Origin of the sequence: Arthrobacter sp. NPDC089319 (assembly GCF_040684925.1) — a bacterium.
Classification (GTDB): domain Bacteria; phylum Actinomycetota; class Actinomycetes; order Actinomycetales; family Micrococcaceae; genus Crystallibacter.
Genome location: NZ_JBFBGZ010000007.1, coordinates 1 through 23,196 on the forward strand (window position 1 = coordinate 1; position 23,196 = coordinate 23,196).

Annotated in this window: 19 protein-coding genes; 12 read left to right on the forward strand and 7 right to left on the reverse strand. The window is 66.4% G+C overall.

The features are described from left to right. Positions 1 to 492: 492 nt before the first annotated feature. From gcvH to AB0N75_RS11485, 5 genes are all read left to right on the forward strand, one after another. Positions 493 to 879, forward strand: coding sequence for a glycine cleavage system protein GcvH (gene gcvH / locus AB0N75_RS11465; protein WP_364649577.1), 387 nt, complete (start codon positions 493 to 495; stop codon positions 877 to 879). Between the two features lie 74 nt (positions 880 to 953). Then, entirely contained in the window at positions 954 to 1,433 is a 480-nt protein-coding gene (locus AB0N75_RS11470; protein ID WP_364649580.1) for an FHA domain-containing protein, read from the forward strand. A gap of 96 nt (positions 1,434 to 1,529) precedes the next feature. Beyond that, positions 1,530 to 2,186 (forward strand): MerR family transcriptional regulator, encoded by a 657-nt coding sequence (locus tag AB0N75_RS11475; protein ID WP_364650172.1) that lies wholly within the window; start codon positions 1,530 to 1,532, stop codon positions 2,184 to 2,186. Between the two features lie 11 nt (positions 2,187 to 2,197). Beyond that, a complete protein-coding gene (locus AB0N75_RS11480) occupies positions 2,198 to 2,701 on the forward strand; it encodes a bifunctional nuclease family protein (protein ID WP_364649583.1) in 504 nt (167 codons plus the stop codon). A gap of 230 nt (positions 2,702 to 2,931) precedes the next feature. Further along, positions 2,932 to 3,528, forward strand: a complete 597-nt coding sequence (locus AB0N75_RS11485; protein WP_127514479.1) for a MerR family transcriptional regulator — start codon at positions 2,932 to 2,934, stop codon at positions 3,526 to 3,528. A 110-nt stretch (positions 3,529 to 3,638) separates the two neighbouring features. Here the strand turns inward: AB0N75_RS11485 and AB0N75_RS11490 are convergent, their stop codons facing one another. Continuing rightward, the gene (locus tag AB0N75_RS11490; protein WP_364649587.1) at positions 3,639 to 4,478 is read right to left on the reverse strand and encodes a ParA family protein; all 840 of its coding nucleotides are present in this window, start codon (positions 4,476 to 4,478) and stop codon (positions 3,639 to 3,641) included. 316 nt (positions 4,479 to 4,794) lie between these two features. Here AB0N75_RS11490 and AB0N75_RS11495 point away from each other — a divergent pair, with 316 nt between their 5' ends. Continuing rightward, positions 4,795 to 8,226 carry a pyruvate carboxylase gene (locus AB0N75_RS11495; RefSeq protein ID WP_364649590.1) on the forward strand — a complete coding sequence of 1,144 codons (3,432 nt, stop codon included), beginning with the start codon at positions 4,795 to 4,797 and terminating at the stop codon, positions 8,224 to 8,226. Between the two features lie 86 nt (positions 8,227 to 8,312). Here AB0N75_RS11495 and AB0N75_RS11500 read toward each other — a convergent pair whose 3' ends face one another. Further along, positions 8,313 to 10,121 carry an AMP-dependent synthetase/ligase gene (locus tag AB0N75_RS11500; RefSeq protein WP_364649593.1) on the reverse strand — a complete coding sequence of 603 codons (1,809 nt, stop codon included), beginning with the start codon at positions 10,119 to 10,121 and terminating at the stop codon, positions 8,313 to 8,315. A 174-nt stretch (positions 10,122 to 10,295) separates the two neighbouring features. Between AB0N75_RS11500 and AB0N75_RS11505 the strand changes: the two genes are divergently transcribed. Then, complete coding sequence (locus AB0N75_RS11505; RefSeq protein ID WP_364649596.1) at positions 10,296 to 11,255, forward strand: ROK family glucokinase; 960 nt, start codon at positions 10,296 to 10,298, stop codon at positions 11,253 to 11,255. Between the two features lie 17 nt (positions 11,256 to 11,272). Here the strand turns inward: AB0N75_RS11505 and AB0N75_RS11510 are convergent, their stop codons facing one another. After that, positions 11,273 to 11,743 carry a hypothetical protein gene (locus tag AB0N75_RS11510; protein ID WP_364649599.1) on the reverse strand — a complete coding sequence of 157 codons (471 nt, stop codon included), beginning with the start codon at positions 11,741 to 11,743 and terminating at the stop codon, positions 11,273 to 11,275. After that, positions 11,730 to 12,518 carry an alpha/beta fold hydrolase gene (locus tag AB0N75_RS11515; RefSeq protein ID WP_364649602.1) on the reverse strand — a complete coding sequence of 263 codons (789 nt, stop codon included), beginning with the start codon at positions 12,516 to 12,518 and terminating at the stop codon, positions 11,730 to 11,732. The genes AB0N75_RS11510 and AB0N75_RS11515 overlap by 14 nt, the downstream gene beginning before the upstream one ends. 156 nt (positions 12,519 to 12,674) lie before the next feature. On the opposite strand from AB0N75_RS11515, the gene AB0N75_RS11520 reads away from it, so the two are divergent. Next, a complete protein-coding gene (locus AB0N75_RS11520; protein ID WP_364649605.1) occupies positions 12,675 to 13,721 on the forward strand; it encodes a 1-acyl-sn-glycerol-3-phosphate acyltransferase in 1,047 nt (348 codons plus the stop codon). An 82-nt stretch (positions 13,722 to 13,803) separates the two neighbouring features. Next, on the forward strand, positions 13,804 to 15,189 hold the full coding sequence (locus AB0N75_RS11525) for a class II 3-deoxy-7-phosphoheptulonate synthase (protein WP_364649608.1): 1,386 nt from the start codon (positions 13,804 to 13,806) through the stop codon (positions 15,187 to 15,189). 133 nt (positions 15,190 to 15,322) lie between these two features. Here the strand turns inward: AB0N75_RS11525 and pknB are convergent, their stop codons facing one another. After that, on the reverse strand, positions 15,323 to 17,305 hold the full coding sequence (gene pknB, locus AB0N75_RS11530; RefSeq protein WP_364649611.1) for a Stk1 family PASTA domain-containing Ser/Thr kinase: 1,983 nt from the start codon (positions 17,303 to 17,305) through the stop codon (positions 15,323 to 15,325). 80 nt (positions 17,306 to 17,385) lie between these two features. Continuing rightward, positions 17,386 to 19,182, reverse strand: coding sequence for a LysM peptidoglycan-binding domain-containing protein (locus tag AB0N75_RS11535; RefSeq protein ID WP_364649614.1), 1,797 nt, complete (start codon positions 19,180 to 19,182; stop codon positions 17,386 to 17,388). A gap of 219 nt (positions 19,183 to 19,401) precedes the next feature. On the opposite strand from AB0N75_RS11535, the gene AB0N75_RS11540 reads away from it, so the two are divergent. Then, positions 19,402 to 19,755, forward strand: a complete 354-nt coding sequence (locus tag AB0N75_RS11540) for an Rv2175c family DNA-binding protein (RefSeq protein WP_364649617.1) — start codon at positions 19,402 to 19,404, stop codon at positions 19,753 to 19,755. A 67-nt stretch (positions 19,756 to 19,822) separates the two neighbouring features. Here the strand turns inward: AB0N75_RS11540 and AB0N75_RS11545 are convergent, their stop codons facing one another. Continuing rightward, positions 19,823 to 20,923: a polyprenyl synthetase family protein gene (locus AB0N75_RS11545; protein ID WP_364649619.1), complete on the reverse strand. Its 1,101-nt coding sequence runs from the start codon at positions 20,921 to 20,923 to the stop codon at positions 19,823 to 19,825. Positions 20,924 to 21,078: 155 nt separating this feature from the next. On the opposite strand from AB0N75_RS11545, the gene dinB reads away from it, so the two are divergent. Next, positions 21,079 to 22,323: a DNA polymerase IV gene (gene dinB / locus AB0N75_RS11550; protein ID WP_364649622.1), complete on the forward strand. Its 1,245-nt coding sequence runs from the start codon at positions 21,079 to 21,081 to the stop codon at positions 22,321 to 22,323. Positions 22,324 to 22,500: 177 nt separating this feature from the next. Next, on the forward strand, positions 22,501 to 22,875 hold the full coding sequence (locus tag AB0N75_RS11555; RefSeq protein ID WP_364649625.1) for a DUF3040 domain-containing protein: 375 nt from the start codon (positions 22,501 to 22,503) through the stop codon (positions 22,873 to 22,875). Positions 22,876 to 23,196 lie beyond the last annotated feature (321 nt).

Consider the following 23,196-nt stretch of genomic DNA (forward strand, 5'->3'; position numbering starts at 1 on the left):
ATCGTGGAAGAGCCAAGTTTGTGCCGGCGAAGCACCTCGCCCTTCGACCCGTTTGGCGCTGCCTCGTACTCCGCAAGGATCTCCATTTTCTCAACCACAGTCCGGAAAGGGCCACGACGAGCTGATTTGGTCATTTCCTACATCTCTCCATCAGCCCTCATGAAACGGAATCGGCTCATTTCAGGTTGACAGAGAGGGATACGGGGCGATCTGCCAGCCAAACCCTGAACTCGACCGGGACAGGCTCGCGGCGTCCGGCAGCTAGGACGCAGACGGATGGTGGGCGTCCGGCAGCTAGGACGAGGATAGGCTTCACGCGTCCGGCGTCCGGTGTGGGCTCGTGCCGCGCTGGGGCCGAGGCTGCCCGGTGGGTCCGATGGGCCTTTCCATTAGCTTGTGCAGGGTCTTGTGTGCCTATACTTTCAGCGATGGCGGGGAATTCGGTTCCTTGCCTGCAGCAACTGGACGTCCATGGTGCGAGAAAGGCAACCGATGAGCAATATTCCCGCAGATCTGAAGTACACCGCTGAGCATGAGTGGGTGGCTGCCGCAGATGCCGAGGGCACTGTGCGCCTGGGCATCACCGACTTTGCCCAAGATGCCCTCGGTGACGTGGTCTATGTGCAGATGCCGGAAGCCGGCTCCTCCATCACCGCCAACGACGTTGTTGGTGAAGTGGAATCGACCAAAAGCGTCAGCGACATCTACGCTCCGGTGAGCGGCGAAGTAGTGGCCGTCAACGACGCGCTCGAGTCCGATCCGGCACTGATTAACTCCGATCCCTACGGGGAAGGCTGGCTGCTGGAGGTCAAGCTGTCGGATCCGGCGGCACTGGAGACGCTGCTCAGTGCCCCGGAGTATGAACAGCAGGTAGGCTAGAGCTACCGGAACCAAATCGACGGCCAGCCGGTCTTGGACCGGTTGGCCGCTACATTTTTACGGAGGATCTATTGATGGTGGGCGACGCTCGCAACGCCGCAAACAATGGGAACGGCGACGGCCGGCACCCGGAGGCGAATGCGGAAACCACATCCATCTTTTTGCCGCCGCAGACCGTGGCACACGCAGCCACGCCGATGCTCAGCTCCGAGGAGGAAGCATCGGTGGCAGCGTTGCCGGCCGGGTCGGCGCTGCTGATAGCCCACGGCGGCCCTAACGCGGGCGCCCGGTTCCTGTTGGACCAGGACGTCACCACGGCTGGCCGGCACCCGGAGGCGGATATCTTCCTGGACGACGTGACCGTCTCCCGCAAGCATGTCGAATTCCGCCGGTCCGGCGATGGCTTCATGGTTGTTGACTCGGGCAGCCTCAACGGCACCTACGTCAACAACGACCGGGTGGACAGCCTGCAATTGCGGACCGGAAACGAAGTGCAGATCGGCAAGTTCCGCCTAACCTTCTACGCAGGCACGGCGGCAAAGGGGCAGGGCTAACCGGTGCCGGCGTCCCAGCCAGCGCGGCGCACCCTCGGGTCGTCCCGGGAGGGCTACCGCAGCAGCGTCCTCAATATCGGCGAGGTGCTGCAGCAGCTGACGGACGAGTTCCCGCAGATCAGCGCCTCCAAGATCCGTTTCTTGGAGGAAAAGGGGCTGATCAGCCCCCAGCGCACGCCGGCCGGTTACCGGAAATACACTGGCCAGGACGTTGAACGGCTCCGGTTTGTGCTGGCGCTGCAGCGGGACCAGTACCTGCCGCTCAAGGTCATCAAGGACTATCTGGACGCCATCGACCGCGGCGAGCGGCCGGAGGCGCTTCCGGGCGGGATGACGCTGGCGCCCCGGATGGTGTCCGGCCCGCTTGCCGCTGAACTGAATGGTCGCGGCCGGGCGCTGACCCGAGGCGAGCTCCTGCAGGTCAGCGGAGCGTCGCAGGAATTAGTGGACGACCTGCTCGCCTATGGTCTGATCCACGAGCAGGACACGCGCTTCGATGAACACGCGCTCAAGGTGGTTCGCGCCTGCATGCAGTTGGGCAGCCATGGAATCGAGCCGCGGCACCTTCGGTCGTTCCGGGCCGCGGCCGACCGCGAAGTCGGGCTGGTGGAGCGTGCCGTGGCGCCGTTGGCCTCGCGCCGCGACGTCGCCTCACGTGCGCGCGCCGCGGAAACCGCCAAGGAAATCAGCGATCTGTGCCTGAATCTGCACACTGCCCTCGTCCATGGGCATCTGTCGCAGATGGAGCGCTGAACGGAGGAGCCATGCTCGAACTAGAGGTCGTCGGAGTCCGCATCGAGCTTCCGTCGAACCAGCCGCTTGTGCTGCTCAAAGAAACCGACGGCGAACGTCATATTCCCATCTGGATTGGCGCTCCGGAAGCCAGCGCCATCGCGTTTGCCCAGCAAGGCATCAAACCGCCGCGTCCCATGACGCACGACCTGCTCAACGACGTGGTGGAGGCGTTGGGCCGGAGCATCACCGAAGTCCGCCTGGTCACCGTGCAGGACACGGTCTTTTTCGCCGAGTTGGTTTTCGACGGCGGCGCTACGGTCAGCTCTCGTGCCTCGGACGCCATTGCGGTGGCACTGCGTGTGCCCTGCCCCATCTACTGCGCGGACGAGGTGATGGAGGAGGCAGGGGTCAAGATCGCCGAAGCTTCCGACGACGACGAATCCGGCGGCGAGGCGCAGGACAACGCGGAGAGCCAGCTGCGCCAGTTCCGCGAATTCCTCGCCGACGTGGAGCCCGAGGACTTCGAAAAATAGGCGCCGGCGAGACTCACATCCCGCATCCAAGCCCGCCCGGCCGAGGGGGCCGAATCCGACACGCCGCAGCAAAAGTGCCAGCATCTTTGACCGGCGGCCCCCGCCGTTCTAACGTCGAAGCATACAGTTCCCATTGCACCGCAAGCCAACTCAGGGCAGACTGAAACCAGACCTCTGGGCTGACCGCGGTGCTCACTTCCCCATAGGGAACTTCGACAAGGAGGGTTCACGTGAGTCCTAAAGGTGATGCAGGCGAGATGCCGCACGCTCGAACGACCGGTGCTGCCATACCCGCAAGCGCCCAGGGCCTGCTGTTCACCGAAGACTTGCCCGTGCTGGATGAGGACGCCGGATACCGCGGCCCCACGGCCTGCAAAGCGGCCGGCATCACCTACCGGCAGTTGGACTACTGGGCTCGGACCGGCCTGGTGGAACCCGCCGTCCGCGGTGCATCGGGCTCCGGCTCCCAGCGCCTCTACAGCTTCCGGGACATTCTGGTCCTGAAGGTGGTTAAGCGGCTGCTGGACACCGGTGTCTCGCTGCAGCAGATCCGAACAGCCGTTGAACACCTGCGTGAACGCGGCGTCGAAGACCTGGCCCAGATCACCCTGATGAGCGACGGCGCCAGCGTCTATGAATGCACCTCCGCCGACGAAGTCATCGACCTTGTCCAGGGCGGACAGGGCGTCTTTGGCATCGCAGTCGGCCGGGTCTGGCGGGAGGTCGAGGGCAGCCTCGCAGAGCTCCCCAGCGAACACGCCGCCGAGCAGCCCGAGTTCCACGACGATGAACTGAGCCGCCGGCGCGCAGCGCGCAAAATCAGCTGACCCCAGCACAACTTACAGACAGCGGGAGGGGCTCCGGATTCCGGAGCCCCTCCCGCTGTTGATGCGGATCGGGGCGGTTGCGCCGCGGACGGGCGAGGGGCGGCGCGTGGTCAGCTGGGCTGGCGGCGCAGCGCCCGGCTGCGCATCCGGCCCGAATCAGTGATGTTCTTGAGCAGGTCGTCGAAGAGCGAGGCAGCCTGCCTGGCGGATTCGCCGGGCCACTGGTGGACGGAATGTGCAGCACCCTGGATCTGCTGCCAGTTCGCCTGCTCCACGATGGTGGGGGAGAGCAATAGGTCGCCGAACATGGTCTTCATTTCCCCCAGCCGGTAATTGTGCTCGTTGGAGCTTGGCCGGACTCGGTTGGCAACCACACCTGCGGTCTTGAGATCCGGCGCGAATTCCTCCCGGAACAGGTCGATGGCCCGCATGGTGCGTTCGGTGCCGGCAACCGAGAAGAGGCTGGGCTCGGCCACCAGCAGCACCCGGTTGCTGGCAGTCCATGCCATCCGTGTCAGGCCGTTGAGGGACGGCGGGCAGTCGATGAGTACCAGTGAATACCCGGTCACGCGCGAGAGCACGGTGGACAGCCGGCGCAGGTCCCGGCGGCTCAGATCCGGGCGGTCGTAGATGCCGGAGTAGGCCGAGCCGACAGCGACATCAAGGACCTTCCGGCCCGACGATGTGGCCGGATTGGCCTCTGCGGTCCCCACCCATCCGCTCGGGGCGGCGTTCTGGGCCAGATCGGCTTTGCGTGCGTTCTTGAGCAGCCGGCCGATGTCGGTCTGGTGGGACGGCTTGACGCCCAGCCCCGTGGTGGCATCAGCATGCGGATCCAAGTCGATGACCAGGGTGGGAATTCCCGCTGCCAGCGCCGCAGAGGCCAGGCCCAGCGTGACCGAGGTCTTGCCGACCCCGCCCTTGAGGCTGCTGATGCTCACTACTTGCACGTAAAAACCAAAACCTAACGTATCGAGTCGTGGGGCTTCTGCGCCGGATAAGTCTTCACGGCACCCTATACATCATAGGTGGAGCGCCGCAGGAGACTGTGCCATCGGCGCGGCTAAGCGGCGTTTCTCTTCGGCGCCCGCCGCGGCGCCGTAACATCCGGACCGCTAACCACAACCTAGAGGTGATCTGTGCAACACTGGCTTGCCAGTTCAGCGGGCCGTCCGTGAGACTTGGCTCACTGAGTCGGCCGGCTACGGCGCCGGACGGTCGTGTCTCAAATCCTTAGTCCGGACCCGGCAATGATGCAGGAGTGAAATGTTCTCAAAGATCCTGGTAGCCAACCGTGGCGAAATCGCCATCAGGGCTTTCCGCGCAGCCTACGAACTGGGCGCGAAGACCGTGGCTGTGTTCCCGCATGAGGACCGCAATTCGATCCACCGGCAGAAAGCCGACGAAGCGTATCTCATTGGCGAGCCTGGACATCCCGTGCGGGCCTATCTCGACATTAACGAGATCATTCGGGTGGCCAAGGAATCCGGAGCGGACGCCATCTACCCGGGTTACGGCTTCTTGTCCGAGAATCCGGACCTGGCCCGTGCGGCTGCCGGGGCTGGCATCGCCTTCGTCGGCCCGAAGGCGGACGTGCTGGAGCTGGCCGGGCACAAGGTCCGTGCCTTGCAGGCAGCGCGCAGGGCAGGGATTCCGGTGCTGAAGTCCACCGACCCCAGCGCCGATACGGAGAAGCTGCTGGCCGAGGCCGAGGAGATCGGCTTCCCCATTTTCGTCAAGGCCGTGGCCGGCGGCGGCGGGCGCGGCATGCGCCGGGTCGATAGCCCGAAGGACCTGCCGGAAGCGCTGGCAGCCGCCATGCGCGAAGCTGACACCGCCTTCGGCGACCCAACCGTATTCCTGGAGCAGGCCGTGCTGCGGCCGCGCCACATCGAGGTGCAGATCCTGGCCGACGGGCAGGGCAACGTCATGCACCTCTTCGAACGCGATTGCTCGCTCCAGCGCCGGCACCAGAAGGTCATCGAAATCGCCCCCGCACCCAACCTGGACGAAAACATCCGCCAGGCGCTGTACCGGGATGCCGTGAAATTCGCCGAGGCGCTCGGTTACACCAATGCCGGCACGGTCGAGTTCCTGGTGGACACCGTGGGTGAGCGGGCAGGGCAGCACGTCTTCATCGAGATGAACCCGCGGATCCAGGTGGAGCACACGGTGACCGAGGAGATCACCGACGTCGACCTGGTGCAGTCCCAGCTGCGCATCGCCGCCGGCGAGACTTTGGCCGATCTGGGTTTGTCGCAGCAGACGGTCTCCGTCAACGGCGCAGCGATGCAGTCCCGGATCACCACCGAGGATCCGGCCAACGGATTCCGGCCCGATGTCGGCAAGATCACCGCCTACCGCTCAGCCGGCGGCGCGGGGGTGCGGCTGGACGGCGGAACCATCTACACCGGTGCCGAGATCAGCCCGCACTTCGACTCGATGCTGGTCAAGCTCACCTGCCGTGGACGCGACTTTGCGACGGCGGCGGCCCGCGCCAAGCGTGCCCTGGCCGAGTTCCGCATCCGCGGCGTTTCCACCAATATTCCGTTCCTGCAGGCAGTGCTGGAGGACCCGGATTTCCTTGCCGGCAAGGTAGCCACATCGTTCATCGACGAACGGCCGGAGCTGCTGAAGGCCCGTGTCTCCGCCGACCGCGGCACCAAGCTGTTGACCTGGCTGGCGGATGTCACGGTCAACAAGCCGAACGGGGAGCTGCCGGTGGCCACGGCGCCGGTGGAGAAGCTGCCCGAACCGGCCCGGCAGGCACTCGAGGCCACCGGCGCACTGACCACGGTCCCGGCGGCGGGCTCGCGGCAGCGGCTCCAGCAGCTGGGTCCGGAGAAGTTCGCTGCCGAGCTGCGGGCGCAAACGGCCGTGGCGGTCACAGATACAACTTTCCGCGACGCTCACCAGTCGCTGCTGGCCACCCGCGTGCGGACCAAGGACCTGCTGAATGCGGCGCCCGCGGTGTCCGCCCTGACCCCGCAACTGCTCTCGGTGGAGGCATGGGGCGGAGCAACCTACGATGTGGCGCTGCGGTTCCTGGGCGAGGACCCGTGGGAGCGGCTGGCGGCGCTGCGCCAAGCGATGCCGAACATCTGCCTGCAGATGCTGCTGCGCGGCCGGAACACGGTGGGCTATACGCCGTACCCGGAGGAGGTCACCACAGCATTCGTTAAGGAAGCGGCCGCCACCGGCATTGATATTTTCCGGATCTTCGATGCGCTCAACGACGTCTCGCAGATGGAACCGGCCATCCGCGCCGTGCGGGAGACCGGAACGGCCGTGGCGGAAGTTGCGCTTTGCTACACGGGCGACCTGCTGGATCCCGCCGAGGACCTCTACACGCTGGACTACTACCTGGCCTTGGCGGACCGGATTGTCGATGCCGGGGCCCACGTCCTGGCGATCAAGGACATGGCCGGCCTGCTGCGTCCGGCGGCCGCAGCTAAGCTGGTCTCGGCGCTGCGTGGACGCTTCGATCTGCCGGTGCACCTGCACACCCATGACACGGCCGGCGGGCAGTTGGCCACGTTGTTGGCTGCCGTCGATGCTGGTGTGGACGCTGTCGACACTGCCAGCGCCGCGATGGCCGGCACCACCAGCCAGCCGTCGATGTCGGCGCTGGTCGCCGCCTTGGCCCACACCGAGCGCGACACCGGCTTGGACCTGGCCGCGGTGGGGTCGCTGGAGCCCTACTGGGAAGCGGTCCGCCGCGTCTATGCTCCGTTCGAGTCGGGGTTGCCGGGGCCGACCGGCCGCGTGTACACCCACGAAATTCCGGGTGGACAGCTGTCCAACCTGCGGCAGCAAGCAATGGCGCTAGGACTCGGCGAACGGTTCGAGGCGATCGAGGACATGTACTCGGCTGCCGACAAGATCCTGGGCCGGCTGGTGAAGGTGACGCCGTCGTCCAAGGTGGTGGGCGATCTGGCCCTGCAGCTGGTGGGCGCCAACGTCGACCCGGAGGAGTTCGCCGCCGACCCGCGGAAGTTCGACATTCCCGACTCCGTGATTGGCTTCCTCTCCGGCGAGCTGGGTGATCCGCCCGGCGGCTGGCCGGAGCCGTTCCGCACCAAGGCCCTGGCCGGGCGCACCATCAAGCCCCGCAACGAGGTGCTCTCCGCCGAGGACTCGGCAGCGTTGGCCTCGGACCCGGCCACCCGGCGGGCGACGCTGAACCGGCTGCTCTTTGCCGGCCCGGCCAAGGAATTCGAGAAGACCAGGGAAACCTACGGAGATGTCTCCGTGCTGGACACGCTGGACTACCTCTACGGGCTGCAGCCGGGGTCCGAACATGTGATCGCGCTCGAGAAGGGCGTCCGCCTGATCGCCATGCTCGGCGCCATCTCCGAGCCGGATGAGAAGGGCATGCGCACCGTGCATTGCACGCTCAACGGCCAGCAGCGCAACGTGACGGTGCGCGACCGCAGCGTCGAATCAGAGGTCAAGGTTGCGGAGAAGGCCGATCCCGGACAGCCGGGACACGTGGCGGCTCCGTTCGCCGGTGCGGTCACGGTCATCGTCAAGCCCGGGGACACCATCAAGGCCGGCGACACGGTGGCCACGATCGAGGCGATGAAGATGGAAGCCGGCATCACGGCCCCGGCCGGGGGCACCGTGGCGCGGCTGGCGGTCTCCGCCGTCGAACAGGTCCAGGGCGGCGACCTGCTGCTGGTCATCGACCCGGCGTAGCCGGAAGGCCGGTACGCCGAGCGGCCTGACAGACGACGGAAGGGCTGCCGCTGTGAAGCGGCAGCCCTTCCGTTGCGCCGGAGCGGTTATTGCCGGACGCTGGTGTAGATCTGCTCCACTAACTCGTCGAAATCTGCCAGTACCTGCGCCCGCTTGATCTTCAGCGACGGCGTCAGGTGTCCGGACGCCTCGGTGAAGTCGGACGGGATGACGCGGAAGGACTTGATCCCCTCCGCCTGCGAGACCGACTGGTTGGCCTGGTCGATCAGGGCTTGGATGGCGGTCTTCACGGCGTCGTGGTTGGCGGCCTGTTCCATCGTGGTGCCGGTCGGCAGTCCGTGGCGTTCCAGCCAGCCGGGCAGGGCTTCCTCGTCCAGCGTGATGAGCGCGGAGATGAACGGGCGGTTGTCGCCGATCACCACGCATTGGGATACCAGCGCATCGGCGCGGATCTGGTCTTCAAGCTGTGCCGGCACAACGTTCTTGCCGCTGGCCGTGACGATGATCTCCTTCTTCCGGCCGGTGATGCTCAGGAAACCGTCGGCGTCCAGTTCGCCGATGTCGCCGGTGCGGAACCAGCCGTCCTGGAACGCCTCGGCGGTGAGATCCGGACGGTTGAAGTAGCCGCGGAGCACGCAGACGCCCTTGGCGAGGATCTCGCCGTCGTCGGCAATCTTGACAGCATTGCCGGGCAACGGGGCTCCGACCGTGCCGATCTTCACCAGTTGGGGCGTGTTGACGGAGATCGGCGCCGTCGTTTCGGTGAGCCCGTAGCCTTCCAGCACCAGCAGGCCGATGCCGTGAAAGAAATGCCCCAGCCGTTCGCCCAGGGGGCCGCCGCCGGAGACTGCATGTTCAACCCGGCCGCCCATCGCTTCGCGGATCTTGTGGTAGACCAGCTTGTCGAAAAGCTTGTGCTTGAGCTTGAGGGTCAACGGCACCTTGCCGGCCGCGTCGGCGCGTGACCAGGCGACGGCGGTGTCGGCGGCGGCGTGGAAGATCTTGCCCTTGCCGCCGTCCTCCGCCTTGAGCATGGAGCTGTTGTAGACCTTCTCGAAGACGCGCGGAACGGCCAGGATGAACGTGGGCCGGTAGCTCTGCAGGTCCGGCAGCAGGTTCTTGATGTCCGGGGTGTGCGCCACCGTGGCGCCCGCGGCAACGCAGAGCACGGAGATAAACCGTGCGAAAACGTGGGCCAGCGGCAGGAACATGATGGTCTGGGCGCCCTCGTGGGCGACGTCCGGCAGTGCGGCGGCGGCGTTCTTGGACAGCTCCACGAAATTCCCGTGGGTCAGTTCGCAGCCCTTGGGCCGGCCGGTGGTGCCGGAGGTGTAGATGATCGTGGCCAGGTCGTCGAGGCAGGCGGCGCTGCGGCGTTCCGCCACGTCGGCGTCCGGGACATCGTTGCCGGCCGTGCGCAGGGCATCCAGCGACTCTTCGTCCAACTGCCACACGTGCTTCAGGTTTTCCAGGCCTTCGTCGAGGGCGGCCCGGCGGACCTTGGCTTCATGGGCAGCGCTTTCGGCGAATACTGCCACCGCGCCCGAATCGCCCAGGATCCACGCGATCTGGCTGGGGGAGGAGGTCTCGTAGATCGGCACCGACACCGCGCCCGCAAACCAGACCGCGAAATCCACCAGTGACCATTCGTAGCGGGTACGGGCCATGATGCCCACGCGTTGGCCCGGCTGGACGCCGGAGGAGATGAGCCCCTTGGCCAAACGTGTCACGTCGGCGAGGAATTCGGTGGCACGGATGTCCTGCCATGCCCCGGACGAATCCTTGCGGGAAAACAGGGCAGGGTTCGATGCCTTCTGCGCCTGCTCAACCACCAGGTCGGCGATGTTGGCATCCCGCGGAACGTCAACCAGGACGGGCACGCTGTATTCGCGCACGTTAGCTCCTCACTACTTCAGCTGTGGCCAGCTCTGCTCAGCCTCCCTGACGGAGGTTGCCTTTAGCCTATAACCTAAATCACAGTGCCTACCGGCAGGTAACCTACAAAACGGTAACGGTCCCTCCCGCCCCGGCTGCCCGGCAGGTGGGCTCGGCTTGCCTACGATGGGGAGGTGGAGAACAGCGGACTGTCGGTGGGGATCGATATCGGCGGCACCAAGGTGGCGGCCGGTGCCATCGATGGTGCCGGGAACGTGGTCGCGGAGCTGGTCCGTCCGACCCCGGGCCACGATCCCCGGGACGTGGAAGAGCTCATCGCCGCGCTGGTGCGCGAGGTGGCGTCCGAGCACCAGGTGGTGGCGGTGGGCGTTGGCGCGGCCGGCTGGATGGATCTTTCCGGCGGCACCGTGTTGTTCAGCCCGCACCTGGCCTGGCGGAACGAGCCGCTGCGGGACAACCTGCAGCGGCTGCTCCGCCGGCCCGTCACGGTAGTCAACGACGCCGATGCCGCCGCCTGGGCCGAGTTCCGTTTTGGGGCGGGGGCAGGAGAGCCGCGGCTGGTGTGCATCACCCTGGGCACGGGCATCGGCGGGGCCATGGTGATGGACGGCCGGCTGGAGCGGGGCCGCTGGGGTGTTGCGGGGGAGTTCGGGCACCAGGTCATCATGCCCGGCGGACACCGCTGCGCGTGCGGAAACCGCGGTTGCTGGGAGCAGTACGCCTCGGGCGATGCGCTGGGCCGCGAGGCCCGGGAACTGGCGGCGGCGAATTCCCCGGTGGCCCAGCGATGGCTGCAGGCCGCGGGCGGCATCGTGAAGGACATCACCGGCGCAGTGGTGACCGAGCAAGCCAAGCGGGCCGACCCGGCCAGTGTCCGGCTGCTGGAGGAGACCGGCGAATGGCTGGGGCTGGGACTGGCTAATCTGGCCGCGGCGCTGGATCCGGGTCTGTTCGTGATCGGCGGGGGACTCTGTGAAGCCGGCGATCTGTTGCTGAAGCCGGCACGCCATGCGCTGGAGCGGAACCTGACCGGCCGGGGTTTCCGCCCACTGGCGGACGTCCGGCTGGCGGCCTTGGGACCGAGGGCCGGGATGATCGGTGCCGCAGACCTCGCCCGGGCCGCTGCCGGCTGATCCCCGCGCCGGCCGCCTCAGACGCGTGCGCCGTCGTCGTACCCGTCGCGTTCCTTGGGCAGCCGGAAGAGCAGGTAGACGGCGGAAGCCACGAACAGGACCACCATGCCCAGCACCGCAGCCAAGGGTGCGCCGCGCCACAGCATGGCGGTCAGCAGGAGACCCAGCGGCGAGCCCACCGCGCCGATCCACGCCAGCACAAGCAGCGGCTCGCCGGCGCCCAATGGTTCGGGCTCCGGCGGTACGTAGCCCTCGTCCTCGTCCGGTTCCTCGACGACGTAGTCCCGCGGGCCGGCTGACCCGCCCGGCGTCCCGACCTCCGGCAGGCGGTGCTCGAAGATATCGCGCAGGCGTCGGGGATCCGTGCCGCCGTCGGCTGCCGGCTGCTCCGGAAGGGGGCCATCCGGGTTGCCGGAGTCGGTTTCTTCCAGCCGGGCCACCAGATCCTGCCAGACGGCGTCGTCCCGGTCCTGTTCATGCCCCGGCACGGCTGGCTCCTGAGTCCGTTGATGACGTGGCCGCGATGGCCTTGATGAATTCCGCCGATCTGCGGTAGATCAGCTCGGCGTCGTGGTCCATAGTGGCCACATGGTAGCTGTCCGCGAGCGGCACCACCTCCAGCCGCTCGGTGCCGATGCGGCGGCGGAGCACGCGCATCGAGGACTCGGGCACCGTGTGGTCCACGGCGGAGCGGAAGACCAGGGTCGGGGCGGTGACCCGGGGCAGGTCGGCCACCACCGTCTTGAAGAGCTGGCCCAGTTGGTGGGCGGCCGCCACCGGGGTGCGGTCGTAGGCACCCTCATCGATGCCCGGCATGTTGATGTCGTTGCCAATGGCCGGCACGGATTTCAGCACGTACTTCATTAGTCCGGAGAACGGTGCCCGAGGATCGGCGATGGTTAGCCCCGGGTTTACCAGCAGCACGCCGGAGACCGGTCGATGCGCGGCCAGCCGCAGCGCGAGGGCGCCGCCCATGGACAGGCCGGCGACGAAGACCTGGCTGCGCTCGCGGGCGAGTTCGGCGAAGGCCTGCTCGGCCGCCCCGTACCAGCTTTGCCAGCGGGACGTTCCCAGCTCCTGCCACGTGGTGCCGTGGCCGGGCAGCAACGGCAGCCGTACGGCAAAGCCGGCATCGGCCAAACTCTCCGCCCACCCCCGCATGCTGCGCGGGGAACCGGTAAAGCCATGCAGCAGCACCACGCCCAGACGGGAATGGGGGCCGTGCCCGGAGCTGGAGAAGGCCCCGTCGAGAGCAGAAGTCATGGCACTATCGTGTCATTATGGGAGCCGTTCGGCCATTGATTGCCGTCCCCTTCCTTTGCGTCCTTGCCCGCGGCGCGGCCACGCAGACGCCAAGCTGGAGTAGAGTCTCAAACGGAATTGTTATGCGGCCTGCGGCGGCGGAATGGAAAGGCACACGTGTTCTACTGGTTTATGAAGACCATTGTCGTGGGGCCGGTGGTTCGCCTGCTCTTCCGGCCGTGGGCCAAGGGCCTGGACAACATTCCGGATAACGGGCCCGCCGTGCTGGCCAGTAACCACCTTTCTTTCTCGGATTCGATTTTCCTGCCGCTGGCGGTGTCACGGCCCGTGGTGTTCCTGGCCAAGAGCGAATACTTCACCGGCAAGGGAATCAAGGGCAAGCTCACGGCGGCGTTCTTCACGATGACGAACCAGCTGCCGATGGACCGCTCAGGCGGTGCGGCGTCGGCCACCTCGCTGTTGGCCGGACGGGACGCGCTCCAGGAGGGCGGGCTGCTGGGCATCTATCCGGAAGGCACCCGGTCGCCGGACGGCAAGCTGTACCGCGGCAAGACCGGCGTGGCGAAGCTGGTGCTGAGCACCGGGGTACCGGTCATCCCGGTGGCGATGATCGGCACCGACAAGGTCCAGCCGATCGGCCGGCGCATCCCCAACATCCGCCGGGTCGGCATCATCATGGGCAAGCCGCTGGATTTCTCCCGCTACAAGGGCCTGGAAGACGACCGGTTCATCCAGCGCTCGGTCACCGACGAGATCATGTACGAGATCATGCGGCTCTCCGGGCAGGAATACGTCGATTCGTACGCCAGCACCGTCAAGGCGCGGCAATCGGCACGCAAGCCGGCCCGCGGGGAGAGCCAGCGCCAGGCCGCCGTCGGACTGCCCGCGGAGCAACCGGAACCGCCAAAGACCAAAGCACCCGGTGCCATCACGGTGATCGGCGCAACAACGCCTGCCGCAGAGGTGCCTGCGCCTCCCACGCCGGGGCACGAGCAGCCCGGAACCGCGGGTCCGGCCTCCGCTGACACCGTAGCCGCCGCATCCCCGGCCGCACCAACAGGCGCGGCCGCTGCAGGCGCCGCACCCGACGGGGTGGCCGGGAATGAAGGAGCGGGCGGGTCCGCCGCCCAGCCGGCGGATCCGGCTGCGCTTCCGGAGAGCCGCGGAACCGCCCCGAGTCCGGGCCAGGACAGCCCGCACTAACCCAGCAGCAATGTGACGGCAAGTCGTCGGAGCATGACCTCTCCACATGAAGCCGGGCAGAGCGGCGGTCTACGATTGAGTCGTGACCGATACAACCTTTACTGCTTCCGTTCCCGACCAGCTGCCCACGGCGGCGAACTACCCCGGTTTGGATGACTGGCGCGAGCTGCCGGTGGTGCAGCAGCCCAGCTGGCACGACGCCTCGGTCCACGCCTCGGCCGTTGCCGAGCTGAACACCCTGCCGCCGCTGGTCTTCGCCGGCGAAGTGGACGTCCTGCGGGAACGTCTGGCCCAAGCCGCCGACGGCAAGGCCTTCCTGCTCCAGGGCGGGGATTGCGCCGAGACCTTCGGTGCAGCCACAGCCGACAAGATCAGCGCCCGGGTCAAGACCATTCTGCAGATGGCCGTGGTACTCACCTACGGCGCCTCGCTGCCCGTGATCAAGATGGGCAGGATGGCCGGCCAGTTCGCCAAGCCCCGTTCGTCCAACGACGAGACACGCGAAGGCGTGACGTTGCCGGCCTACCGCGGCGACATGGTCAACGGGTTCGACTTCACCCCCGAGTCCCGCGCCCACGATGCCAGCCGGATGGTGCAGGCCTACCACACCTCGGCCTCCACACTGAACCTGATCCGGGCTTTCACCCAAGGTGGATTCGCCGACCTGCGGCTGGTGCACCACTGGAACAAGGGCTTCACGGCCAATCCGGCACATTCCCGCTACGAGTCGCTCGCGCGCGAAATCGACCGCGCGGTGAAATTCATGGACGCCTGCGGAGCCGACTTCGACGCGCTCAAGCGGGTGGAGTTCTTCGCCAGCCATGAGGCACTGGTGCTGGACTATGAGCGGGCCCTGACGCGCATCGATTCGCGCACCGGCCTGCCCTACAACACCTCCGGTCACTTCCTCTGGATCGGCGAACGCACCCGGCAGCTGGACGGTGCCCACGTGGAATTCCTGTCCAAGGTCCGCAACCCGATCGGGGTCAAGCTGGGACCGACCAGCTCGGCCGACGACGCCCTGCGGCTGATCGACAAACTGGATCCGGAACGCGAACCCGGACGGCTGACGTTCATCACCCGCATGGGTGCCGGCAACATCCGCCAGAAGCTGCCGGAACTGGTCAAGCGGGTAACCGAAAGCGGCGCCAAGGTGCTGTGGGTGACCGATCCCATGCACGGAAACACCGTCACCTCGCCGAACGGCTACAAGACCCGCAACTTCGACGACGTGATCGACGAGGTGCGCGGCTTCTTCGATGTCCACCACGAACTCGGGACGTTCCCCGGCGGCCTGCACGTGGAAATGACCGGCGACGACGTGGCCGAGTGCCTCGGCGGTGCCGATCCGATCGACCAGACGGCCTTTTTGGACCGCTACGAGTCCGTCTGCGATCCGCGGCTGAACCACATGCAGTCGCTGGAGATGGCGTTCCTGGTGGCCGGGGCGCTCTCCCGCCAGCAGTAGCCGGTCCAGCTCTACCAGCACACACAGCAGAAGGCCCGGAACCATGGAACAGGTTCCGGGCCTTCTGCCGCTCAAGGGTGCGTGGCCCTGCTGACCCAGCTAGGCCGGCCGCCGGACAGCCAGGCTGCCGGAGCTACACCACGGTCAGCGTGATGACGGAGCCTTCGGGCACCGACTCATTAACCGGATCCTGGGCCCGGACCGTGCCGAAGAAACCGCCGAGGATCTCGTTGACTTCCACCTCGAAGCCAAGTTCCTTCAGCTGGCGCTCTGCGTCGTCTACCTGCAGGCCAACCATGTCCGGGACGTCGACCATCCGCGGTCCCTTGGAGAGCGTCAAGGTGACTGTGTCGCCGCGGATCACTTGGCCCTCGGCAGGAGCCTGCGCGGCGACCGATCCCTCCGGGACGTTGCGGTCAAAGACGGCCTCGGGTGCTGTTTCCACCTTCAGCCCGGCACCTTCCAAGGCGGCGGCGGCGTCACCCTGGGGCTGGCCCACCACCTGGGGGACGTCAAAGGGCTTTGGCCCCTTCGAAACGGTCAGCTCGACGGCGGAGCCCCGCCTGAGCTGTTCGCCTTCGGCAGGCTTGTGGCTGAGGACCGTGCCTGCGGCGACGTCCTCGTCGTAGGCCTTCTTGACCTTGCCGGCGGCGAGGTTGGCCTCTTCCAGCGTGGCGGTGGCCTTGTCCAAGGTCATGCCCGCCAGCGGCGGGACAGCGAACAGTTCCGGCCCCTTCGACACCACTAGGGCCAGAGGCTCGAACCGGCGTACTTCGATGGGCGCGTCCGGCTCCGTGCCCACGGCGATTCCCTTGGCCACTTTTTCGTCGAAAACTTCCTGCAGCCTGTACTCCAGCCCCTGCTCCTGGAGCAAGCTCTGGGCTTCCGCCACGGGTTTTCCGGCGACGTCCGGTACGGAAACGAGCGCGCCGGGGCCCATGCCGAAGAACCATCCCGCTGCCGCAACCAGCGCGGCCACGATCGCCAGCACAACAATCCAGATCACGCCGCGGCGCCGTGGATTGCCACGACGCAGGTTTTGCTCCGGACGCCGGGCGCTGCGGGCGAGTTCCCGCTGGCGTTTCTTCGACTCCCGCGCGGATAGCGGCCGTTGCTCGCTCGCCGGTGCCGCAGCGGCCTGGCCAGCGCTGAAAATCTGGGTGTGCTGAGTAGGACGGGAGATCACAGTGGTGCGGTGTGGATCGGAGGCGATGATTTCGGTGGCCGATGTCCCCGCTTCTCGGGCCGGTCCGCTCTGGAGGTCCAGCTGTGCATCGCTGAGCGACTTGTGCACGTGCCGCAGTTCGCCCAGCAGGGCCGTGGCATCCACCGGCCTCTGGTCCGGGTCCGAACCCGTGCACCAGAGCACCAGCTCGTCCAGATCCGAAGCGAGCCCGGGAACCAGGGTGGACGGCGCCGGAACGGTGGAGTTGACGTGCTGGAAGGCCACCTGGATGGGCACGTCTCCGGTGAAGGGCTGGCGTCCGGTCAGCATCTCGAACAGCATGATTCCCACGGAGTAAACATCGCTGCGTTCATCCGCCGCCGTTCCGGTGACCAACTCAGGCGGCAGATATGCCACCGTCCCGATCAGGGTGCCGGTGCTGGTACTGGTGGTCACCGCACGCGCCAAGCCGAAGTCCCCGAGCTTGATCCGTCCGTCGTCGGACATCAGGACGTTCTCCGGCTTGATGTCGCGGTGGACCAGGCCGGCGGCGTGCGCGGCCGAGAGCCCCTCGATGACCGGATCCAGCACGGCCAACGCGTGCCGGGGCGTCAATGGCGCAGATTCGTTCAACAGGTCGCGGAGCGTGTGCCCGCGGACATATTCCATCGCCAGGTAGGCGACGTTGCCGTCGATGCCCTGATCGTAGACGCCCACCACATGGGGGTGCGAGAGGCGGGCCGCCGATTTGGCTTCTCGCTCAAACCGCTCGAGGAAGCTTTGGTCTTCCGCGAGATAGGGATAGAGCACCTTGAGCGCCACATTGCGGTCCAGCCGGGTGTCGGACGCCAGATAGACGGTGGACATCCCGCCGCGCGCGAGGCGCGAAAGAACACGGTAGCGTCCGTCGATCAGGGCGCCGACCAGTGAATCAGTTGCCGGTTGCTGCACTCTACGATCCTAGTCCGATGAGCGAAAGGACCCGAATCAACACTGTGGTTCGGGTCCTTCGCGGCGAGGGCCGTGGCCGGCTAGAACTTCTTCATGTGCGACTTCACCGAAGCCACATAGGCCTTGGTGTCCTTATACATGCCGTAGGTCATCACACCGTACTGGCCCTGATAGTAGGACGCGATGGCGATGTCCAGGGACGGGCTGGTGCTGACCAGGGACCGAATGATCGCCACACCGGCGGTGGCGTTGTCATAGGGATCCAGCAGGTTGAGCTTGCGGCCCACCAAATCCGAGGCCCACTCGCCCGAGGACGGGATGACCTGCATGGCGCCGATGGCGTTGGCCGGAGACACGGCGGTCTGCTGGAAGCCGGACTCCTGGTAGGCGTGTGCCAGCGCGAGCTTGGGATCGACGCCCATTTTGCGGGCGGTTTCGGCGATGATGTCCTTCATCTGCGCCTGGCTGGGCTGCGGCGTGGAGAGCAGCAGACGCTTGTTCTCGTTCGCCTTGGACACTACCGCTTCGGGGTAGGTGTAGTGCAGGAAGGTGCTCGGCACCAGCGGCGCGGCAGACGCGGTGCCCACGTTCGACGTCGTGGTCTGCGAAGCCGTCGAATTGCCGGGGACGCCAATCTTCTGGCCCGGGTAGATGATCGACGTCGACTTCAGGCCGCTGGCCTGCAGCAGGCTGGAAAGCGTCACGTTGAGCTTGCCGGCGATCCCGGAGAGCGTGTCCCCGGACTTGACGGTGTAGCTGCCGGAGCCGGCAGCGTTGCTCTGGGACGGTGCCTTGGCCGGCGCTTTGGACGACGTCGATGCGCTGGACACGGTCCCGCCGGTGACCTTGATCTTCTGGCCGGGATGGATCACGGATGTGACCTTGAGGTTGTTGGCGGAGAGGACGGCGCCCAGGCTCATCCCGTGGCGGGCGGCAATGCCGGAGAGCGTATCACCCGGCTTGACCGTGTAGTTGCCGCTGGCGGAGGCCTTGGAGGTCTTGGTGGAAGCTTTCGCCGGGGCCTTGGCCGAGCTGCCGGACGCGGAGGACTTGCCGCCCTTGACCTTGATCTTCTGGCCCGGGTAGATGACCGAGTTGACCTTGAGGTTGTTGGCGGAGAGGACGGCGCCCAGGCTCATGCCGTGCTTGGCGGCGATGCCGGAGAGCGTGTCGCCCGACTTGACCGTGTAGTTGCCGGAGCTGGAGGCGTTGCCGACCCTGGTGGAAGCTTTAGCCGAGGTCTGGACCGAGGCGCTGGACACGGAGGACTTACCGCCCTTGACCTTGATCTTCTGGCCGGGGTAGATGACCGAGTTGACCTTGAGGTTGTTGGCGGAAAGGACGGCGCCCAGGCTCATGCCGTGCTTGGCGGCGATGCCGGAGAGCGTGTCGCCGGACTTGACCGTGTAGTTGCCGGCACCGGACGTGGACTTGGCGGCCGTGCTGCCGGAGGACTTGGCGGCGGCCGAACCGCCGAGCTTGATCTTCTGCCCGGGGTGAATGATGGTGCTGGCGCTCAGGCCGTTAAGCGAGAGCACCTTCTTCGTGGAGATGCCGTAGCGGGCAGCAATGCCGCTGATCGTTTCGCCGGCGCGCACCGTGTGGGCGGATCCAGTGGCCTGCGTGCGCAGCGCAGCGGGCAACTGGGCGGCGACCTGAGAGGCGGGAATGAAGGCGGCGGTGGGAACCGTGACACCCGGTATCGCTGCCTTAGGCTGCAGCGCGGCGCGGGGCGGAAGATCCGCCGCCTGCGCGGGAATGGCCAATGCGGCTGAGGACAGCACGACGGCGGGAATCGCCGCGGTTGCTGCCGCGGACAGTAGCACCCGGCGGGGCTGGCTGCGGTCGTTGCGCGTGATCGGGCGCTGATCGGTCATTGATGTCCCTCATCCTTGTTCTGCGGCCTGGCGAGCGTCCCCCAACGGGCCGCACAGTGGTACTGGTGTGTCATTTGTTATCAATGTTAATAGTGTGACTCAAGTGAATCTACACTATCGACGCATAACACAACAGCCGCAGCTGGTGAATGAAGAATGACGGCGGCGTGTCGAGCTTTTGAAATGGCTCCGCGTGGGTCAGCATGGCACGCTTATACAGTGAGTGAACTTGAAGAACTGATTGCCGATTGGCTGCCGCTGCCCGACGTCGCAGAGCGACTGGACGTCTCCGTAAGGGACGTGCGCAGCCTGCTGGAGGAACGGGCCCTGCTGGCGGCAAAGGTGGGGGAGCGCCAGATCCGCTCGGTGCCGGAAGCATTCCTGGTCGAGTCAGGCGTCCTCGAGAGCCTCAAGGGAACGCTGGCGGTCCTGGCCGATGCCGGCTTCAGTGATGAGGAAGCGTTGCGCTGGCTTTTTACCGCCGACGATTCATTGCCCGGCCGGCCGATTGACGCCCTGCGTGAAGGCCGAAAGACCGAGATCCGCCGCCGTGCCCAGGCGCTGGGCTGGTAACCGGCCGCACCTCTTTGTTCTGAATACGGGCTCTGTCCGCGGTTGCCGCGGACAGAGCCCGCCTGCTTTAAGCGTTGCGGCGTACCGCCGAGTCGGCCAGCCGGCCCAGCGCGTGGCGGACATCCTCGGTCACGGGCAGGGCAGCGAGTGCTTCATCGACCGCAGCCGTCCGTTCGGAAATCATCTGCTCCGCTGCCGCCAAGGCGCCGCTGCTGGTGATCAGCCCGCGGAGTTCCTCCACTGTCTGGTCGGAAAGCTCCGGCGAACCCAGTTTGGCTTCCAGCAGGTCGCGTTCGGCCGGCGTGCAGTGAATAAGGGTGTGTGCGATCAGGACTGTGCGCTTGCCTTCCCGCAGATCGTCGCCGGCGGGCTTGCCGGTGGTGGCCGGGTCGCCGAAGACGCCCAGCACATCGTCCCGGATTTGGAAGGCTTCGCCCAGCGGCAGCGAAAACGCTTCGTAGGCGTCGAGCAGTCCAGCTGATGCGCCGGCCAAGGCGCCGCCCACGCCCAGCGGGTGGACGGTGGAGTATTTGGCCGACTTATAGCGCAGGATCTGCAGCGCGCGGTCCACGGCGGTCCCAACCGGACGGCCCGGGCCGGCAGCCTCCTCCAGTAGGTCCAGATACTGGCCGGCCATGACTTCGGCTCGCATCCGGTTGAAGATGGCGCGGGCCGGTGTCCCGGCAGCAGACTGCGCCCCGATGCCGGAAAAGACCTCCTCGCTGAGGGACAGGCAGAGATCACCGGCCAGCAGGGCGGAGGCCTGCCCGTAGCGTTCGGCGTCGAGCGCCCAGCCGTTGCGGCGGTGCTGTTGTTCAAACCGGCGGTGCACGCTCGGGTTTCCCCGCCGTGTATCCGAGCGGTCGATGATGTCATCGTGGATCAGCGCCGCTGCCTGGAAAAGTTCCAGCGCGACCCCGGCCTGCACTGCCGGTTCGGCCAGCACCGACCCCCCGGCCCCGCGCCACCCCCAGTACGCCAGCAGCGCACGCAGGCGTTTACCGCCCGCGGTGAGGTCCGCGATGGCCTCCACCAACGGCGCCGCGTCCGGGGCCGCATCGAGCAACAGTTCCTTCTGCCCGCCCAGGAATTGCTGCAGCATGCCTGCAACGGCCTGCCGGAAGTCGTCCTGCTCGGCAGGACTCGTTGGGGTCAGTGACGGCTCCATGCTGCTACCTCCGGTCGGCCCGTGCATGGCGGGATTCCTTTTCGGCCGTACGGCATGGGGCGGCGCTCCTCGCGATGGTTCCGATGTCTGCAGACCAGTCTAGACAATCGCGTGCGGCGCCCGTGCAGCCGTGGCGGCACGCCTACGATAGTTCTGTGACCTCCCCGGACCAACAGAACTGCACCATCCTCCACGTGGATATGGATGCCTTCTTTGTTGGCGTGGAACTGCTGGAGCGGCCCGAGCTGGTTGGAGTACCGGTGATTGTGGGGTCCGCCTCCGGCCGGGCGGTGGTGCTCTCCGCCTCCTATGAGGCGCGCAAATACGGGGTCCGCTCTGCCATGCCCATGGGCCGGGCGCGCATGCTGTGTCCGCAGGCACAGATCATTGAGCCCAGCCACACGAAGTACCAGCAGGCCTCGGCGCGGATCATGGCCATCTTCCGGGAGATCACTCCGCTGGTGGAGCCACTCAGCGTCGACGAGGCCTTCCTTGACGTGGCCGGCGCAAGACGGCGGCTGGGGGAGCCGCTGGAGATTGGCGCGTTGATCCGCCGCAGGATCTGCGACGAGCTGGGGCTGACCGCGACGGTGGGCATCGCTGCCTCCAAGTTCGTGGCGAAGATCGCTTCCACCCACGCGAAGCCGGATGGGCTGCTGCTGGTACCCGAGGCCGAAACGCTGGCCTTCCTGCATCCGTTGCCGGTCGGCGCCTTGTGGGGCGTCGGCGCCAAGACGGCCGAGGTCCTTGCCCGCCTCGGCATCCGCACCGTGGCCGATGTGGCACAGACCCCGCAGGCCGCGTTGCACCGCGTGCTGGGCGCCTCCGGCGACCACGTCCACCGGCTCGCGTGGGGCATCGATGATCGGGTGGTGACCCCCGAACGGATGGAGAAGAGCATCGGCGCCGAGGAGACCTTCGAGAAGGACGTCGACGACGACCAGATGCTGCACCGCGAACTGTTGCGGCTGGCCTACCGCACGGCGGCGAGGCTGCGGGCCGGCAGCCTGCGCGCCGGAACCATCGCGCTGAAGCTGCGCTATTCCGACTTCACCACCTTGAGCCGGTCGCGGAAGCTGCAGGCGCCGTCAAACAGCGCGAAGCAGCTCCAGGCAGCAGCCGCGGCCCTCTTGGCGGATCTTGGCGAGCGTCCGCAACCGGTTCGGCTGATCGGGCTCCGGGCGGAGCAGCTGGAGGACGCCGGCCGCGGCGGCCAGCAGCTTAGTTTCGACGGACATGAAGATACGTGGCACAACGCTGAACAGGCCCTGGACGAAGTCAATCGAAAGTTTGGAGCAGCCGGGATCCTGCCGGCTTCGCTGCTCCAGCCGGGCGCCCGCCGGCCGCTGCCGCCCGGTCCGGGAGCGGGCCGACAGGAGCTGCCGGAGGCCGGCGAATGAAAACCTTATGGGCGGAGTCACAGTTGGATCGCCGCCGCTTTCGATTGGCGGGTTTGCGCTCTATTCTTAGTAGAAGGGGTCAATACGGTTCCGGTAGGTGTGTCAGGAACTCTTGTCCCGCGGGGTTCGTTGAACGACTGAGTCAGCCCTCGGGGGACTGGATAAAAGGAGGCTCAGATGCCACTCTCAGAGCATGAGCAGCGGCTGCTGGAACAACTCGAGCAACAGTTGCATGCTGAAGACCCGAAGTTTGCCAGCCACATGGAATCGGCCAGCGGCCGATCGTTGTCGACGCGCCACATCGTTGTGGGTTCACTCGTCGCGATTGCCGGAATTCTGGTCTTGCTCACCGGTATTCTCAGCCAGATCATCGCCGTCGGGGTCTTGGGGTTCGTCATTATGGGGGCCGGTGTTTATTGGGCCACCACCCGGAGAGTCGGAACCGGGTCGCCGCGGTCGACCGGAAATAAGCCGGCGTCCTCGTCCAAGGGCGGCTTCATGGCCAATTTGGAAGAACGATGGGACGAACGCCATCACGGCGAAGACCGCTGACCGGCTGACCCCTTCGGGGCAGCCGTTCGGTTGCTCCACTTTGCTCCACCAGGGTTTCTGAGCCGACCTGCACGAAGGCAAGACCCGTCACCTGACGGGTCTTTTCGTGTTTAACGGGCCTATCTGACCCCTCTCCACTCCTTTTCGCTCCACCGCGGCCCCACGCGGCCTGACCTTCGTGCGGCAATCGAACACGCCCGTGCCCCGGGACTCAATTCCCTCCACATCCCCTCCACGGTGCTCCACCCGGGAACTTCCTTGCCGTGGCGCGGAGGGCGCCGAACATTTCCAGCTACAAAACGGGGTCCAAACAGTTGACTG

Bases quoted from the DNA above. Each gene is read 5' to 3' on its own strand.
- gcvH (WP_364649577.1), top strand. From the start codon at position 493: ATGAGCAATATTCCCGCAGATCTGAAGTACACCGCTGAGCATGAGTGG.
- AB0N75_RS11470 (WP_364649580.1), top strand. From the start codon at position 954: ATGGTGGGCGACGCTCGCAACGCCGCAAACAATGGGAACGGCGACGGC.
- AB0N75_RS11480 (WP_364649583.1), top strand. From the start codon at position 2,198: ATGCTCGAACTAGAGGTCGTCGGAGTCCGCATCGAGCTTCCGTCGAAC.
- AB0N75_RS11495 (WP_364649590.1), top strand. From the start codon at position 4,795: ATGTTCTCAAAGATCCTGGTAGCCAACCGTGGCGAAATCGCCATCAGG.
- AB0N75_RS11515 (WP_364649602.1), bottom strand. From the start codon at position 12,518: ATGACTTCTGCTCTCGACGGGGCCTTCTCCAGCTCCGGGCACGGCCCC.
- AB0N75_RS11535 (WP_364649614.1), bottom strand. From the start codon at position 19,182: ATGACCGATCAGCGCCCGATCACGCGCAACGACCGCAGCCAGCCCCGC.
- AB0N75_RS11545 (WP_364649619.1), bottom strand. From the start codon at position 20,923: ATGGAGCCGTCACTGACCCCAACGAGTCCTGCCGAGCAGGACGACTTC.
- AB0N75_RS11555 (WP_364649625.1), top strand. From the start codon at position 22,501: ATGCCACTCTCAGAGCATGAGCAGCGGCTGCTGGAACAACTCGAGCAA.